General features: G+C 71.4%; 12 protein-coding genes. 4 read left to right on the forward strand and 8 right to left on the reverse strand.

Annotated features, from left to right (window positions below; all coding sequences use genetic code 11):
* Positions 1-3 precede the first annotated feature (3 nt).
* The 5 genes from QSK26_RS02730 to QSK26_RS41695 all read right to left on the reverse strand — a co-directional run bounded on the left by QSK26_RS02730 (position 4) and on the right by QSK26_RS41695 (position 4,789).
* Positions 4-1,089 (reverse strand): S-(hydroxymethyl)mycothiol dehydrogenase, encoded by a 1,086-nt coding sequence (locus QSK26_RS02730; RefSeq protein ID WP_285773314.1) that lies wholly within the window; start codon positions 1,087-1,089, stop codon positions 4-6.
* 59 nt (positions 1,090-1,148) lie between these two features.
* Positions 1,149-2,234: an adenylate/guanylate cyclase domain-containing protein gene (locus tag QSK26_RS02735; protein ID WP_352244277.1), complete on the reverse strand. Its 1,086-nt coding sequence runs from the start codon at positions 2,232-2,234 to the stop codon at positions 1,149-1,151.
* Positions 2,235-2,616: 382 nt separating this feature from the next.
* Entirely contained in the window at positions 2,617-3,123 is a 507-nt protein-coding gene (locus QSK26_RS02740) for a PH domain-containing protein (RefSeq protein ID WP_285773315.1), read from the reverse strand.
* A gap of 213 nt (positions 3,124-3,336) precedes the next feature.
* Entirely contained in the window at positions 3,337-4,170 is an 834-nt protein-coding gene (locus QSK26_RS02745) for a biotin--[acetyl-CoA-carboxylase] ligase (protein WP_285773316.1), read from the reverse strand.
* 325 nt (positions 4,171-4,495) lie between these two features.
* Complete coding sequence (locus tag QSK26_RS41695) at positions 4,496-4,789, reverse strand: hypothetical protein (RefSeq protein ID WP_352244278.1); 294 nt, start codon at positions 4,787-4,789, stop codon at positions 4,496-4,498.
* Positions 4,790-5,534: 745 nt separating this feature from the next.
* On the opposite strand from QSK26_RS41695, the gene QSK26_RS02755 reads away from it, so the two are divergent.
* Positions 5,535-5,969 (forward strand): formate dehydrogenase accessory sulfurtransferase FdhD, encoded by a 435-nt coding sequence (locus QSK26_RS02755; protein WP_352244279.1) that lies wholly within the window; start codon positions 5,535-5,537, stop codon positions 5,967-5,969.
* A 146-nt stretch (positions 5,970-6,115) separates the two neighbouring features.
* Here QSK26_RS02755 and QSK26_RS02760 read toward each other — a convergent pair whose 3' ends face one another.
* The 3 genes from QSK26_RS02760 to QSK26_RS02770 form a co-directional block, all read right to left on the reverse strand.
* Complete coding sequence (locus tag QSK26_RS02760; protein ID WP_285773317.1) at positions 6,116-8,782, reverse strand: phosphoenolpyruvate carboxylase; 2,667 nt, start codon at positions 8,780-8,782, stop codon at positions 6,116-6,118.
* 70 nt (positions 8,783-8,852) lie between these two features.
* The gene (locus QSK26_RS02765) at positions 8,853-10,493 is read right to left on the reverse strand and encodes a hypothetical protein (RefSeq protein WP_285773318.1); all 1,641 of its coding nucleotides are present in this window, start codon (positions 10,491-10,493) and stop codon (positions 8,853-8,855) included.
* Entirely contained in the window at positions 10,469-11,248 is a 780-nt protein-coding gene (locus tag QSK26_RS02770) for an ABC transporter ATP-binding protein (protein WP_285773319.1), read from the reverse strand. Before QSK26_RS02770 ends, QSK26_RS02765 begins: the two co-directional genes overlap by 25 nt.
* A 79-nt stretch (positions 11,249-11,327) precedes the next feature.
* Here QSK26_RS02770 and QSK26_RS02775 point away from each other — a divergent pair, with 79 nt between their 5' ends.
* From QSK26_RS02775 to QSK26_RS02785, 3 genes are all read left to right on the forward strand, one after another.
* Positions 11,328-12,920: an acyl-CoA carboxylase subunit beta gene (locus QSK26_RS02775; protein ID WP_285773320.1), complete on the forward strand. Its 1,593-nt coding sequence runs from the start codon at positions 11,328-11,330 to the stop codon at positions 12,918-12,920.
* 113 nt (positions 12,921-13,033) lie between these two features.
* The gene (locus QSK26_RS02780; protein ID WP_285773321.1) at positions 13,034-13,240 is read left to right on the forward strand and encodes an acyl-CoA carboxylase subunit epsilon; all 207 of its coding nucleotides are present in this window, start codon (positions 13,034-13,036) and stop codon (positions 13,238-13,240) included.
* A gap of 109 nt (positions 13,241-13,349) precedes the next feature.
* Positions 13,350-14,291, forward strand: coding sequence for an NYN domain-containing protein (locus QSK26_RS02785; RefSeq protein WP_502888656.1), 942 nt, complete (start codon positions 13,350-13,352; stop codon positions 14,289-14,291).
* Positions 14,292-14,349 lie beyond the last annotated feature (58 nt).

The following is a 14,349-nucleotide window of genomic DNA, read 5'->3' on the forward strand; positions in this document are numbered from 1 at the left end:
CGCTCACAGGACCACCACCGAGCGCAGCACCTCGCCGCGGTGCATCTTGGCGAACGCCTCCTCCACCTCGTCGATGGCGATCGTCTCGGAGACGAAGCCGTCGAGGTTGAGCCGGCCCTGCAGGTAGAGGTCGATGAGCATGGGGAAGTCGCGGCTGGGCAGGCAGTCGCCGTACCAGGAGGACTTGAGCGCGCCGCCCCGGCCGAAGACGTCGAGCAGCGGCAGGTCCAGCGTCATCTCCGGGGTCGGCACCCCGACGAGGACCACGGTCCCGGCGAGGTCGCGGGCGTAGAACGCCTGCTTGTACGTCTCCGGGCGGCCGACCGCCTCGATCACCACGTCGGCGCCGTTGCCGCCGGTCAGCTCGCGGATCGCCTCCACCGGGTCGGTCGTGCGCGAGTTGACCGTGTGGGTCGCCCCGAAGTCGCGCGCCCAGGTGAGCTTGCGGTCGTCCACGTCGACCGCGATGATCTTCGAGGCGCCGGCCAGGGACGCGCCCAGCACGGACGCGTTGCCCACGCCGCCGCAGCCGATCACGGCCACGCTGTCGCCGCGGGTCACGTTGCCGGTGTTGAGCGTGGCGCCGAGCCCGGCCATCACGCCGCAGCCCAGCAGACCGGCCACGGCGGGCTTGGCCTTGGGGTCGACCTTGGTGCACTGACCGGCCGCCACCAGGGTCTTCTCCACGAACGCGCCGATGCCGAGCGCCGGGCTGAGCACCGTGCCGTCCGCCAGCGTCATCTTCTGCGCGGCGTTGTGCGTGGCGAAGCAGTACCACGGACGGCCACGCAGGCAGGCACGGCAGTTGCCGCACACGGCCCGCCAGTTCAGGATCACGTAGTCGCCCGGCTCGACGCCGGTGACGTCGGGCCCGACGGCCTCCACGACCCCGGCGGCCTCGTGCCCGAGCAGGAACGGGAAGTCGTCGTTGATGCCGCCCTCCCGGTAGTGCAGGTCGGTGTGACAGACGCCGCACGCCTGGACGTTCACCACCGCCTCACCCGGTCCGGGGTCCGGCACCAGGACGGTCTCCAGGGAGACGGCCTCCCCCTTGCCCCGCGCCACCACACCACGCACTTCGTACGGCATCGCCCGCACCTCACTCTCGACAAACCAACGATCGCGATTCTGCCCTTGCTTACCACCGATCAGGGAGGCCGTCGCAAGACATATGGCTGCACGACTCCCAAACCGCGGGCGGGACGGCGGCGAATGCGGTGGATCTCCAGATCCGGTGCGTCGTCGAGCGCCTGCGCCATGCTGCCGTCGATCACGATCGTGCCCGGCCGGGCGATGGCGGTGAGCCGGGCCGCGAGGTTGACCGTCGTGCCGAACACGTCGCCCATCATGGGCACGACGGGGCCGTGGGCCAGTCCGATCCGCACGTTGGGGCCGTCGCCCGCGCCGGTGATGGCCTCGACCAGGTCGAGGGAGATCTCCGCGGCCAAGCGCGGCGTCATCGCGGTGAACAGCACTTCGTCGCCCAGCGTCTTGACCAGCCGGGCGCCGTGCGCGGCGATGACGTCGGCGGCGCGCGCCTCGAACCCCTCCACGAGGTCGCCGAGCGCGTGCTCGTCCAGCTCCCTGGACACCTGGGTGAAGGAGACCAGGTCGACGAAGCCCACGGCGAGGGTGAGCCGGGTGGGCACGATCTCGTCGTTCAGGTCGGTCACGGTGAGCAGGCGGGTGCCCGCGGCGGCGAGCTGGGACCGCCAGACGTGCAGCAGCACGTGCTCGAAGTCGGGCAGCAACCGCTCGGCGGTGGACAGGACCTTGGCGAGGTCTTCGTCCGCCGGGTGCCTGCGGCCGTCGAGCACGGCGTCGATCATGATCTCGGCCTGCCACTGGGCGAGCCGGGCCGTTGTCTGGCCGAGCGCCCTGGCCATCCGGATCACGGTGCGCTCGTTCAGCAGCCCCCGGTCCAGCATCGTGCGGACCCGCTGGAGCGCCGCCACGTCGGCGTCGGTGAAGGCGACGGCGTCGTCGGCGCGGGTGGCGAAGCCCAGTGCCCGCCAGATGCGCTCGGCCAGACTCTGCGGCACGCCCGCGATGGCGGCCACCTCGATCCTGGTGTACCGCGCCGTCGGACCCACGAAGACCTGCTCGACCTCTTCCGCCGTGGGCCGCCCCGCCGCCCCCACCAGCGGAATCCCACCCCCGTCCAACAGAGACCGCCCGCCCCCGCCGTCCACGACGGCGGAAGCGGCATCCTCCACGACCGAGGAATCTCCCACGACAGCGGAACCTTCCACGACGACGGAATCTCCCGCGACGGGGGAATCTCCCGCGACCCCGACGTCTGCCGCGACGACGGAGGGGGCGTCTCCCTCGATGGCGGAGGCGGCGTCTCCCGAGACGGCGGCATGCCCCACGACGGCGGTGTCTGCCGCAACGGCGATATGTCCCACGACGGCGGAAGCGGCGTCTGCCGTCACGGCGGGATCGCCTGTGACAGAGGCGTCGCCGGGCACACGACGGCCCGAACCGTCCGCGCCGCCACGCCTGGCAGTCTCCGGCACGGAACGCCCGGCCACTTCCGAATCACCCATCCATCCCCCCAGCCCTGGACATTACGCCACGACCCCGCCCGACGTCCCATATGAGGGGACCTCACCTTTAATCCGGGGTTTCGTCTGGAGCGTCCTCCACCAGGCGGAACAGCTGTGAGCGCACCTCCTGGATCCGCGGGATGTCCCTCAGCGCAAGCTGTCCCCGCTCCCCCGCGGACTCCACCACCAGCGTGCCGCTGCCGAACAGCCGCTCCACGAGCGTCTGGTCCGAGCTGACGGTGTTGACCTTGCTCATGGGGATCTCGTCGGTGGACTTGCTGAGCAGGCCGGAACTGATCGTGAAGCGGTGGCTGGTCAGCAGATAGGAGGTGGTCCGCCACTGGAGGTAGGGCACGACGGACCAGACGATCAGCAGAAGGACGGCGATGACCGCGACCGCGATCCGCGCCTGGAAGGCATAGGAGAAGTCGGAGGGCAGAAACCAGATCGCCGCCGCCGCGGCGACGACGATGAGGACGAACGCGACGACGGGCACGACGAGCCGCTTCCAGTGTGGGTGGAAGGAGCTGACGAGCGTCTCGCCGTCGGTCAGGTGGTGATCGGGCAGACCCATGTGCCAAATCGTGGCACGCCCGCCCGCCCTCCGGCCACGCACTCGCCCCGCCTGTGGACGACGGCGAATACACCTGCCCGGCCTGTGGACGGCGGGCGAATACACCTGCACGACCTGCGGAAGACGGCGAATGCCCGACCTGTAGACGACGGCGAATGCCCGACCTGTGGACGACCGCGAGGACCGGGCCCTGTGTGAACGACCGCTGGGGTCTCAGGTGCGGGGGCGGACGTGGACGACGTCGCCGGCGCTCAGGACGCGCTCGGGGCCCTCGGCGGGGTCGTCGGGGGTGACCACGAGGTGCCCCGCGGGATCGATCCCGGCGGCCAGGCCGGTCAGCGTACGCTCGCCCGGCAACTCGACCCTGATCCGGGAGCCGATCGTCGCGCTGGACGCGAGATAGGCCGCGCGCAGCCCACAGGCGTCCGCGTCGCCGTCCGCCTCCGTCCAGTCGCGGTAGTGGCTCTCGACCTCGCGCAGTACCGCCCGCAGCAACGGGTCGCGGTCGGTGCAGGCCGCCTCCTGGAGGGTCAGCGAGGTGGCGGTCGGCACCGGCAGCTCCTCCTCGCGCAGGCTGACGTTGAGCCCGACACCGACGACCACGGCGTCCCCCGCGCGCTCGGCGAGCACGCCGGCCAGCTTCCGCTCGCCGATCAGCACGTCGTTGGGCCACTTCAGCCGGGCGTCCACCTCTGCAAGCCTGCGCACCGCCGTCGCGACGGCGACCCCGACGAGCAGCGTCAGCCAGCCGTACCGGGTGATCGGCACGACCGGGCGCAGCACCATCGAGAACGTCAGGGCCGAGCGCGGCGGCGTGGACCACGTCCGCCCGAGCCTTCCCCTACCCGCCGTCTGCGACTCCGCGACGAGCACGGTCCCCTCCCCCGCGCCGTCTCGCACCGCCCGGACGAGGTCGGCGTTGGTGGACCCGGTCTCGCCTACGACGCCGATCGCGGACCACAGGGAGCCCGGACGCACCAGGGCACGGTTCAGCGCCTGCTCCGAGAGCGGCGGCCGTTCAAGATCAGAGTAAGGCGATTCGGACACGAGGCCATCATCTCGCCTCCGGCCCGCTGAACACGACGTCCACACGCTCCGCAACGCAACGCACACCCTCGTGTACGCTCGGATGGTATCGCGCAAGTGTTTGAAAACCCCGGCAAGGAGGCTCCGGTGACCACCCAACCCGTCCCCGCACGCCACCCCAGAACACCCGCCACACCCACAAACCGACGCCCACAAACCGTACGGCCGACGGTCGCGGGGTTGAAGACCCAGAGGCCGGAGAGCGTGGACCTGAACGTCGTGGGGTCGAGGGTTGAGGGACTGAGCGTCGTGGGGTTTGAGGTCGTGGGGCCGAGGGCTTTGCGGCCTAGGGGTGTGCGGCCGGGGGACGGGTGGTCGGCTGGTGAGGGGTGCGGGGCGTGACCGCCTGGCGGCCGGGGCCCGCCACCAGGGCGCGGATCCGGGAGGTGATCGGCGGCGTGGCCCGGGAGCGGCGCGAGGAGCTTGCCACCGAGGAGCCGCTGGAGATCAGGGTCCAGGCGGGCCAAGGGCCGGACGCACCGTGGCGCACCCTGACCGTCACCATGCGCACGCCGGGCGCCGACTTCGAGCTCGCGGCGGGCTTCCTGTACGGCGAGGGCGTGGCCGTAGAAGGGGACATCGCCGCCATCGGCTACTGCACGGACGAAGACGTGCCCGCCGAGGCCCGCTACAACACCGTCACCGTCCGCCTCCGCTCCCACCCACCAACACCGACCCCGACCCCGACCCCAGCACCAGCACCAGCACCAGCACCAGCACCAGCACCAGCACCACAAGAACACGGCGCACCAATCGAAGCAAAGGATCACTTCGGACCGGTCGAACCGTCCGAACCATCGAAGCAGCCCGGACCACCTGAGTCTTCAGCACCCCAAAGAGCACTGGGACACCCCATACCACCCGCTCCCTCCGAGCCACCCAAGCCCTCCGGACCGAGCGGGCCTCCCGAGCCTCCTGGGCCGTCAGCACCGAGCGGGCCTCCTGGGCTTCCTAAACCATCAGGAGCGTCAGGACCGCCGGAGCGTCCCAGGCCGGCTGAGCCTCGGAACCCGCCCGGGCCGCCGTGGCCGCCTCGACCTGCCGGGCCGCCTGAGCCGCCTGGGCCACCGCCTGCACCGCCCAGGCCCGAGCCGGTGGGGCCTCGGCCAGTAGGGCCTGAGCCAGTGGGGCCGGCGCCTCCAGCGCCCGAGCCAGTGATGCCCAAGTCAGGGGCGCCCGAGTCAGGGGCGCCAAAGCCGGTGGGGCCGACGCCTCCAGCGCCCGAGCCGGTGGGGACTGAGCCGTCCGGGCCGCCTGAGCCTCCTGGGCTTGGGGCGTTGCTTGGGGCGGCGGGCGGGGTGTGTGGGGCGGCGGGGATCGAGGCGTTGCGGGGGCGGGGGGCGGTTCCACTCGGGGAGACGGGTGGGGGGATCTCCGCCGAGGTGCTGTGCGGGCTGCCGGAGCGGATGGCGCAGGGCAAGGGGGGTGGTCTGCTCGCCGCCGGGCTGTTCGGGTTCGACGGGACGCCGGTGGCCGTTCGCACGGATGTGCGCGCGGTCAACGCGGTGGACAAGCTGACCGGGTGGGGGCTGCTGGCCGGCCGGTTGCCGCTGGCCGGGCACATTCTGCTGGTCGGCGGCGAGGTCGGTTACGAGGTCGTGCGCAGGGCGCTGGTCGCGGGGGTGCCGGTGGTGTGCGGGGTGGCCGCGCCCTCGTCGCTGGCGGTGAGCCTGGCCGGGGAGTTCGGCATGACGCTGGTGGGCTCTCTACGCGGAGAGCGGTTCAACGTCTACACCGACCCCGGCCGCCTCGACCTGTGACACCCCGAACCAGCACCCCACACACGAACACCCGACACCCCCCAACACGGGAGGCTCCACCATCAGGGGACGCCCCACCAACACCCGACACCCGCAACCGGCGCCCCGCGCACTGGTGGGGGGCCGGTTGCTGTTGGGTGGGCGTGTCAGCCGGTGTTCTGCAGGCCGGCGGCTACGCCGTTCACCGTCAGGAGGAGGAGGACTGAGAGGCGCTCTCGTTCGTCGTCGGACAGCGGGTCGCCTGAGCGGAGTGCGGAGAGTGCGCGGAGCTGGAGGTGGGAGAGCGCGTCCACGTAGGGGTCGCGCAGTTGGACGGCGCGGGAGAGGACCCGGCGGTTCTCCAGCAGCCGCCCGTGGCCGGTCACGGCGAGCACCAGCCTGCGGGTCAGGTCGTACTCCTCCAGCACCTGGGCCGCGAAGTCGGCTCGGCCGCCGAGCGCGAGATAGCGTTCGGCGATCGCGCGGTCGGTCTTGGCCAGCGACATCTCCACGTTGTCCAGCAGCGAGGCGAACAGCGGCCATTCGGCGTAGGCCCGCTTCAGCTCCGCGAGGCCGGAGTCCGTGCCGACCACGGCGGACAGGCCGCTGCCCAGGCCGTACCAGCCGGGCAGGTTGACCCGGGTCTGCGCCCAGGCGAAGACCCACGGGATCGCGCGCAGGTCGTCCAGCGAGCGGGGGGCGCCGAGGCCGCGCCGGGCCGGGCGGGAGCCGAGGCTGAGCGAGCCGAGTTCCTCCAGCGGGCTGACCAGGCCGAACCACTCGGGGAAGCCGGGGGCCTCGGTCAGGCCCCGGTAGGCCCGCTCGGACGCCGAGGCGACCTGCTCGGCGAGCGCGCGGAACCTGTCCGCGGCGGCGGCCGTGCTCTCCTCGACCGAGGCGGTGGAGGCAAGCAGGACGGCGTTGGTCACCTGTTCCATGTGCCTGCGGGCGATGGCGGCGTGGCCGTACCTGGCGAAGATGACCTCGCCCTGTTCGGTGACCTTGAACCGGCCGGCCACCGAGCCGGGGGCCTGGGCGAGCACCGCCCGGTTGGCGGGGCCGCCGCCGCGGCCGAGCGCGCCGCCGCGGCCGTGGAAGAGCGTCAGCTTGACGTCGTGCTCGCGGGCCCAGGCCGACAGCGCCTCCTGCGCCTGGTAGAGCTTGAGCGTGGCGGCGGCGGGGCCGAGTTCCTTGGCGGAGTCGGAGTAGCCGAGCATGACCTCCAGCCGCCGCCCGGTCGCGGCCAGCCTGGCCTGGACAGCGGGCAGTTCCAGCATTCCGGACAGCACGTCCGGCGCGTTCGCGAGGTCCTCGCCGGACTCGAAGAGCGGCACCACGTCGAGCGTGGGCGCCCGCTCGCCGAGCGCGTGCTCGGCCAGGTCGTAGACGGCGGCGATGTCCCCGGCGTTCCTGGTGAAGGAGACGACGTAACGCGGGCACGCCTTGACGCCGAACCGCTCCTGGATCCAGGCGATCACCCGGATCGTGGCGAGCACCTCCTCGGTCCGCTCCGAAGGGGCGCCCTCCGCGAGTTCGGCCAGGGCGGCGGCGTGCACCTGGGAGTGCTGGCGCACCTCCAGCTCGGCCAGGTGGAACCCGAAGGTCTCGACCTGCCAGATCAGGTGCTGGATCTCTCCGTACGCCTGCCGGGGCGCGCCGCCGCTGGCCAGCGAGTCCTGGCACAGCCGCAGGTCGCTCAGCAGGTCGGCCGGGGACAGGTAGGCGAGGTCGAGGTCGCGGCGGCGGGTGGCGGCGATCCTGGCCGCGACGTAGAGCAGCCACTGCCGGTGCGGCTCGCGCGGCGAGCGGGTGCCGAGTTCGGCGAGCAGTTCCGGGTGGGCGTCCGCGGCCTCGGCGATGGCGCCGCGCAGGGCGGCGGACGGCGCCGCGAACATCGCCCCGACGGTGAGGCTGCGGCCGATCCTGGTGGCGGCGTTCTCCAGGGCGGTCAGCACGTGCTCGGCCTGGATGAGGACGGCCTGCCGGGTGACGGAGGCGGTGACGTTCGGGTTGCCGTCGCGGTCGCCGCCGATCCAGCTTCCGTAGCGGATGTAGGCGCGGGCGAGCGGCGGGCGGGTGCCGGTGCCCGCGCCGAGCGCGGCGTCCAGCGAGCGGTAGACCGTCGGCACCACGCGGAACAGCGTCTCGTCGAAGGCGGCCATCGCGGTGCGGACCTCGTCCAGCGGGTTGAGCCGGGTGTGCCGCAGCTGTGCCGTACGCCAGAGCAGGTCGATCTCCTCCAGGAGCCTGCGCCTGGTCTCGGCCCGCTCGCTGACGCCCGCCGCGGCGGCGCCCGGCGTGTTGTACTCGGCGAGCCTGGCGCTGATCCGCTGAATGGCGGTGGCGACCGCGCGCCGCCGCGCCTCGGTGGGGTGCGCGGTGAGGACGGGGCGCAGTTCCAGGCCGCTCACCAGGTCGGCGACCCGTTCGGGGCCTACCTCCTGGACGGCGGCGGCGAGGGAGCCGTCCAGCGGGACGGCGCCGGTGTCGCGCTCGTTCAGGATGCCGATCCGGTAGTGCTCCTCCGCGAGGTTGGCCAGGTGGAAGTAGCAGGTGAAGGCCCTGGCGATCTCCACGAGGCGATCGACGGGCCACTCGGCCACCAGGGCGGCGACCTCGTCTGCGGGCAGCCGCCGCTGCCGGGCGGCTATCACGGCTTTGCGCAGCCGTTCGACGTCGGCGAGCAGGTCGGGACCGCCTTGCTCGGCGATCACCTGACCGAGCAGCTCGCCGAGGAGCCGCACGTTGGCGCGCAGCTCATCGGGCATCTCGGTGACAGCGCTGTGGCGTTCGGCAGAGGCGTGGTCTGCCCGCTGGGAAGCGATCGCGGCCATGACTCGAAGGGTAGCGACCGGCTTTTCCCGACCGGATACCGGGGCACCCATTGGACTAGACCACTGTGGATCACGCGGAGCGCGACACCGCCGCCAGCAACTCAGGGAAGCGGGCGAACCCGATCAGCGCCGCGAGCCGCCGCCCGCCCCACGCGACGACCAGCCCGTACGGCACCGCCGCCACGCTGAGCCAGGGCAGGCTGAAAAGCACCGGCACGACGATGGGCGCGACCAGCACGCTCGTCCCGATGATCGCGGCGAAGGAGCCGAGGAAGGCGACGCCGCCCTGGCCCGGCACGGCCCCGGTGAAGGCGTTGAGCCGGTCGGGTGTCGTGTAGGGGAAGATGACGCTGGTCACCGCGCCCACGCCGAGGGCGAGGCCGAGCACGCCCCAGGCGGTCAGCGTCGCGGGCAGGCTCCACAGCAGGTTCCCGGCGAGCAGCGCGGCGATGATCGACAGGACGGCCAGCAGCGGGCACGCGATCAGAGAGACGGCGAGGTGGCGGCCGGCGAGGTCGGTGCGCAGTTCCCGCTCCGAGCCGTAGACCACGGAGTTCATCCACAGGGAGCGGCCGTCGATGCCGAACGCGTTGCACGACTGGAGGCCGATCATCAGGGCGCCGAGGCCGGCCGGCACGACCACCAGGGCTGCCGCCCCCTCGACGCCGGCCCACTCGTCGGACTGGCCGCTGAGGGAGAAGCCGAGCACGGCGGTCACCGCGACCGAGGCGAACCAGCCGACCCGGCCCCTGGGCTCGCGCCTGGCGTACTTGAGCTCCTTGGTGACCACGGCGGCGAGCTGGCCGTCGGGCAGCAGGCGGGCCACGCCGCCGCGCGAGCGGCGCACCCCGCCGGCCTGGGTGGAGGCGTCGGCGGTGACCAGGGCGCGGCGCAGGACCTCGATCCAGAGCAGGCCGAGCAGCAGGGCGAGCACGGCGAGCAGGGCGAGTTCGGCGAGGGCGGCGGGGCCGCCGTCCGCCATGGCGTGCGCGGCCATGCCGGGCGGGGTCCAGCGCAGCACGGCGGCGGTGTCGGCCAGCATGCCGGCCCAGTCGCCGGACAGGCCGCGGTTGATGACGAGGTTGGGCAGCTGGGCCAGCACCACGACGAAGATCGCCGCCACCGCCAGCAGGTCCCTGCCCCGCCTGGTGCGCAGGACCCTGGACAGCGAGGTGGTGATCAGCCGGGAGACGACCAGGCAGAGGGCGAACTGCAGCAGGACCGCCAGCATGCCGAGCAGCGCGCCGCCCGCCCCGGCGGCCAGGCCGATGATCGCGCCGCTGGTGACGACCAGGGAGGCGAACGGCCACGGCCCGATGGCCGAGGTGACGAACAGGCCGGCCGCGAGCTGGCGGGTGCGCAGCGGCAGCAGCGAGAGCCTGGCCGGGTCGAGGGTGTCGTCCAGGCCGAAGGCGAGCAGCGGGAGCACCGCCCAGCCGAGGAAGACCAGGGCGAAGGCGACGATTCCGAGGTCCACGGCGATGCCGGCGGGGACCAGGCGGAGCAGGGACATCGCGAGGAAGCCGATCACCGCGACCGCCGCCGCGGCCAGCAGGGTGAACAGGAACCCGATCCGGTAGGTCAGCTCGCCGCGCAGGTTGCCCGCGATGAGCCGGAGTTTGAGCCGGACGAACAGTCCCACGGTCCGGCCGAGGCCCAGCGGCGCGGCGGCCGGGGGCGCCGCGCTCACGCCGGAGTGGACCCCAGCCATGTGAGCCCTTCCTCCTCTCCGCCGCCCCGGACCCCGACCAGGTCGAGGAACGCCTGGTTGAGGCTGCGCCCGCCGCGGACCTCCTGGAGCGGGCCCTGTGCCACGATCTGGCCGCGGTTCATCACCGAGACCCAGTCGCACAGCCGTTCCACCAGGTCCATCACGTGGCTGGAGAAGACGACGGTGGAGCCGGAGGCGGTGTAGCGCTGGAGCACTTCGACGAGCGTGTTGGCGCTCACCGGGTCGACTCCTTCGAAGGGCTCGTCGAGGAAGAGCACGACTGGGTTGTGCAGCAGCGCGGCGGCCAGGCCGATCTTCTTGCGCATGCCGGTGGAGTAGTCGACGACGAGCTTGTCGGCGGACTCGGCGAGGTCCATGACCTTGATCAGCTCCTCGGACCGCCGTTCCACCTCCTGCCGGGGGATCCCGCGGAGCTGCCCGTTGTAGGAGAGGAGCTCGCGGCCGGACAGCCGCTCGAACAGCCGCAGTCCCTCGGGCAGCACGCCGATGCGGGACTTGACGAGCACGGGGTCGCGCCAGACGTTGACGCCGTCGATCTCGGTGATCCCCCCGTCGGGGCGGAGCAGACCGGTGATCATGCTGAGGGTGGTCGTCTTGCCCGCGCCGTTCGGCCCGACGAGGCCGGCGAAGCTGCCCCGGGGCACCACGAGATCGACTCCGGCGACGGCCACCTGCTGCCCGAATCGTTTGAACAATCCTCGCGTTCGCACCGAATCGGGTATGCCCTCACTCATAACCTCACTCTGCCAGATCTTGCCCCAAGGCGACCCCACCCGGCTCCTAACCTCAGGAACTGCGATTATCGTGCTGCTCATGAGCACGCAGCCTGTGCCAGACGGCATCGACATACACACCACCGCGGGCAAGATCGCCGATCTGGAGCGCCGCATCTACGAGGCGGCGCACGCGGGGTCCGCGAGGGCTGTGGAGAAGCAGCACGCGAAGGGCAAGATGACGGCCCGCGAGCGGCTGGAGGCGTTCCTCGACCCGGGCAGCTTCGTGGAGTTCGACGAGTTCGCCCGGCACCGGTCCACCAGTTTCGGGCTCGACCGGGAGCGGCCGTACGGCGACGGCGTGGTGACCGGCCACGGCACGGTGGACGGGCGGCCGGTGGCGGTCTTCGCGCAGGACTTCACGGTGTTCGGCGGCTCGCTGGGCGAGGTCTTCGGCGAGAAGATCGTCAAGGTGATGGACCACGCGCTCAAGACCGGCTGCCCGGTGGTCGGCATCAACGACTCCGGCGGCGCGCGGATCCAGGAGGGCGTGGTGAGCCTGGGCCTCTACGCCGAGATCTTCAAGCGGAACGTGCACGCCTCGGGCGTGATCCCGCAGATCTCCCTGATCATGGGCCCGTGCGCGGGCGGGGCGGTCTACTCCCCCGCCCTCACCGATTTCGTGCTGATGGTTCAGGAAAAATCGCACATGTTCATCACCGGGCCCGACGTCATCAAGACGGTCACCGGCGAAGAGGTCACCTTCGAGGAACTCGGCGGCGCGCACACGCACAACTCCAAGTCCGGCGTCGCCCACTACGAAGCGGCGGACGAGCAGGACTGCCTCGACTTCGCCAAGGCGCTGCTCTCCTACCTGCCGAGCAACAACATGGACGAGGCGCCCGCCTTCGAAGCCGATCCGGCGCTGGAAATCACCACCGCGGACCGCGTCCTCGACACGCTGATCCCGGACTCGCCGAACCAGCCTTACGACATGCGCGAGGTGATCGAGCACGTTCTCGACGAGGGCGAATTCCTGGAGATCCACGCGCAATTCGCACCCAACATCGTGGTCGGCTTCGGCCGGGTGGAAGGCCGCTCGGTCGGCGTCGTGGCCAACCAGCCCATGAGTTTCGCCGGGACCCTGGACATAGCCGCCTCCGAAAAAGCCGCACGGTTTGTACGCACCTGCGATGCTTTCAACATTCCTGTGCTCACATTTGTAGATGTGCCAGGGTTCCTGCCCGGAACCGACCAGGAATGGAACGGCATCATCCGCCGCGGCGCCAAGCTCCTCTACGCCTACGCCGAGGCCACCGTCCCCCTCGTCACCGTCATCACCCGCAAGGCGTACGGCGGCGCGTACGACGTCATGGGGTCCAAGCACCTTGGCGCGGACATCAACCTGGCCTGGCCGACCGCGCAGATCGCGGTGATGGGCGCCCAGGGCGCGGTCAACATCCTCTACCGGCGGGAACTCGCCGCCGCCGAGGACCCCGACGCCGAGCGGGCCAGGCTCGTCACCGAGTACGAGGACACGCTGGCCAACCCCTACCTCGCCGCGGAGCGCGGTTACGTGGACGCGGTGATCGCGCCCTCGGCCACCCGGACGCACGTGACCAAGGCCCTGCGCGCCCTGCGCAACAAGCGCCAGACGCTGCCGCCCAAGAAGCACGGCAACATTCCTCTCTGACCACGCCCATCTCGTCAAGGGTTCGGCCAAGGCGCATGGGGAAGAGTTAACTTCGCCGGCCCGAGGCGAACCGGCGTAAGCCCAAGACAAGTCCAAGGACGGAAAGGACCAGCATGACCGAGCCGCGACTGCGCATAGTGCGCGGAGACGCCGGCCCCGAGGAGATCGCCGCTCTCGTCATCGCGCTCACCGGGCGCGACGCCACACCCGAGAGCCCGAGTTTCCCAGTCAGGCACCCCTGGCGTGACCCCGCGCATAGGATGCGAAAGCCGCTGGCCCACGGGCCTGGCGCTTGGCGGAGTAGCTCCCTCCCGATTTAGACCAGATGCGTCCACGGAATGGGGTGTCAACTTCCCCAAGTGTTGGGACTATCTAGAAATGGGCGAATATAGTCAGCCGATCACCTAGTCCCGAGGCCTGGAGGACGACATGGCCATCCCGGACCTCATGCCACATCCTGTGGCGGCCAAGTACGCCGTCCTGGTCGACGTCGGTTATCTGTACGCCGCGGCCGGCGAGGTCCTCCTGGGCGCCAAGGAGCGCAAGGAATACCGGGTCGCCGCCGATGCGCTCATCCAGGCCCTGCAGAAACACGCCGAAGAACGCATTTCCGGTGAGTTGCTGAGGATCTATTGGTACGACGCCGCGCGTGACCGGGTGCCCACCGTGGACCAACGGGTGATCGCCCAGCTTCCCTGGGTCAAGGTCCGCCTCGGCAACCTGAACGCGCGCGGCCAGCAGAAAGGCGTGGACGCGCAGATCAGGAGCGACCTGGAGGCACTGGCCCGGCACCACGCGGTGAGCGACACCATCCTGCTGGCCGGTGACGAGGACATGGTGCCGGCGGTGGAGGCGGCCCAGGCGTTCGGCGTCCGGGTGCACCTGTGGGGGGTCGAGCCGCCCTACGGCACCAACCAGGCCGAGCGGCTCGTGTGGGAGGCCGACACGGTCGAGGTGATCAACGCCGACTTCCTGCGGCCGTTCTTCAGCCGCACCCCGCAGGCCGTGCCCGCCGCCCCGGCCACGCCGTCGCCGGCCCAGGTCTTCGCCGGCCGCACCGCGCTGGGCGCGAAGCCGCCGGTCAAGACGGGCCAGGTGGCCAAGCTCGGCCCGAGCCGGCCGCACGTCGAGGAGGTCGGCGAGCACGTGGCGCAGAAGTGGATCCTCACCCGTGGCCGGGACAACATCCGCGACCTGCTGCCCGGCCCGATCCTGCCCACGGTCATCGACACCGAGCTGCTCATCGAGGCGGAGAAGGAGCTCGGCCACTCCCTGCGTCCCTACCCGGAGGCCCGGGTGTGGCTGCGCGACGGCTTCTGGGCCAGGGTCTACCGTGAGTTCGACCTCGGCGTGGGCGTCTCGTCCAAGTGACCCCACGCGTCGGCTCCGCGTAAGCGCTCCCGGGGCCGGTCCGAAGGGTGGCACGGCG

This window comes from Microtetraspora sp. NBRC 13810, assembly GCF_030268685.1.
GTDB lineage: Bacteria > Actinomycetota > Actinomycetes > Streptosporangiales > Streptosporangiaceae > BSRQ01.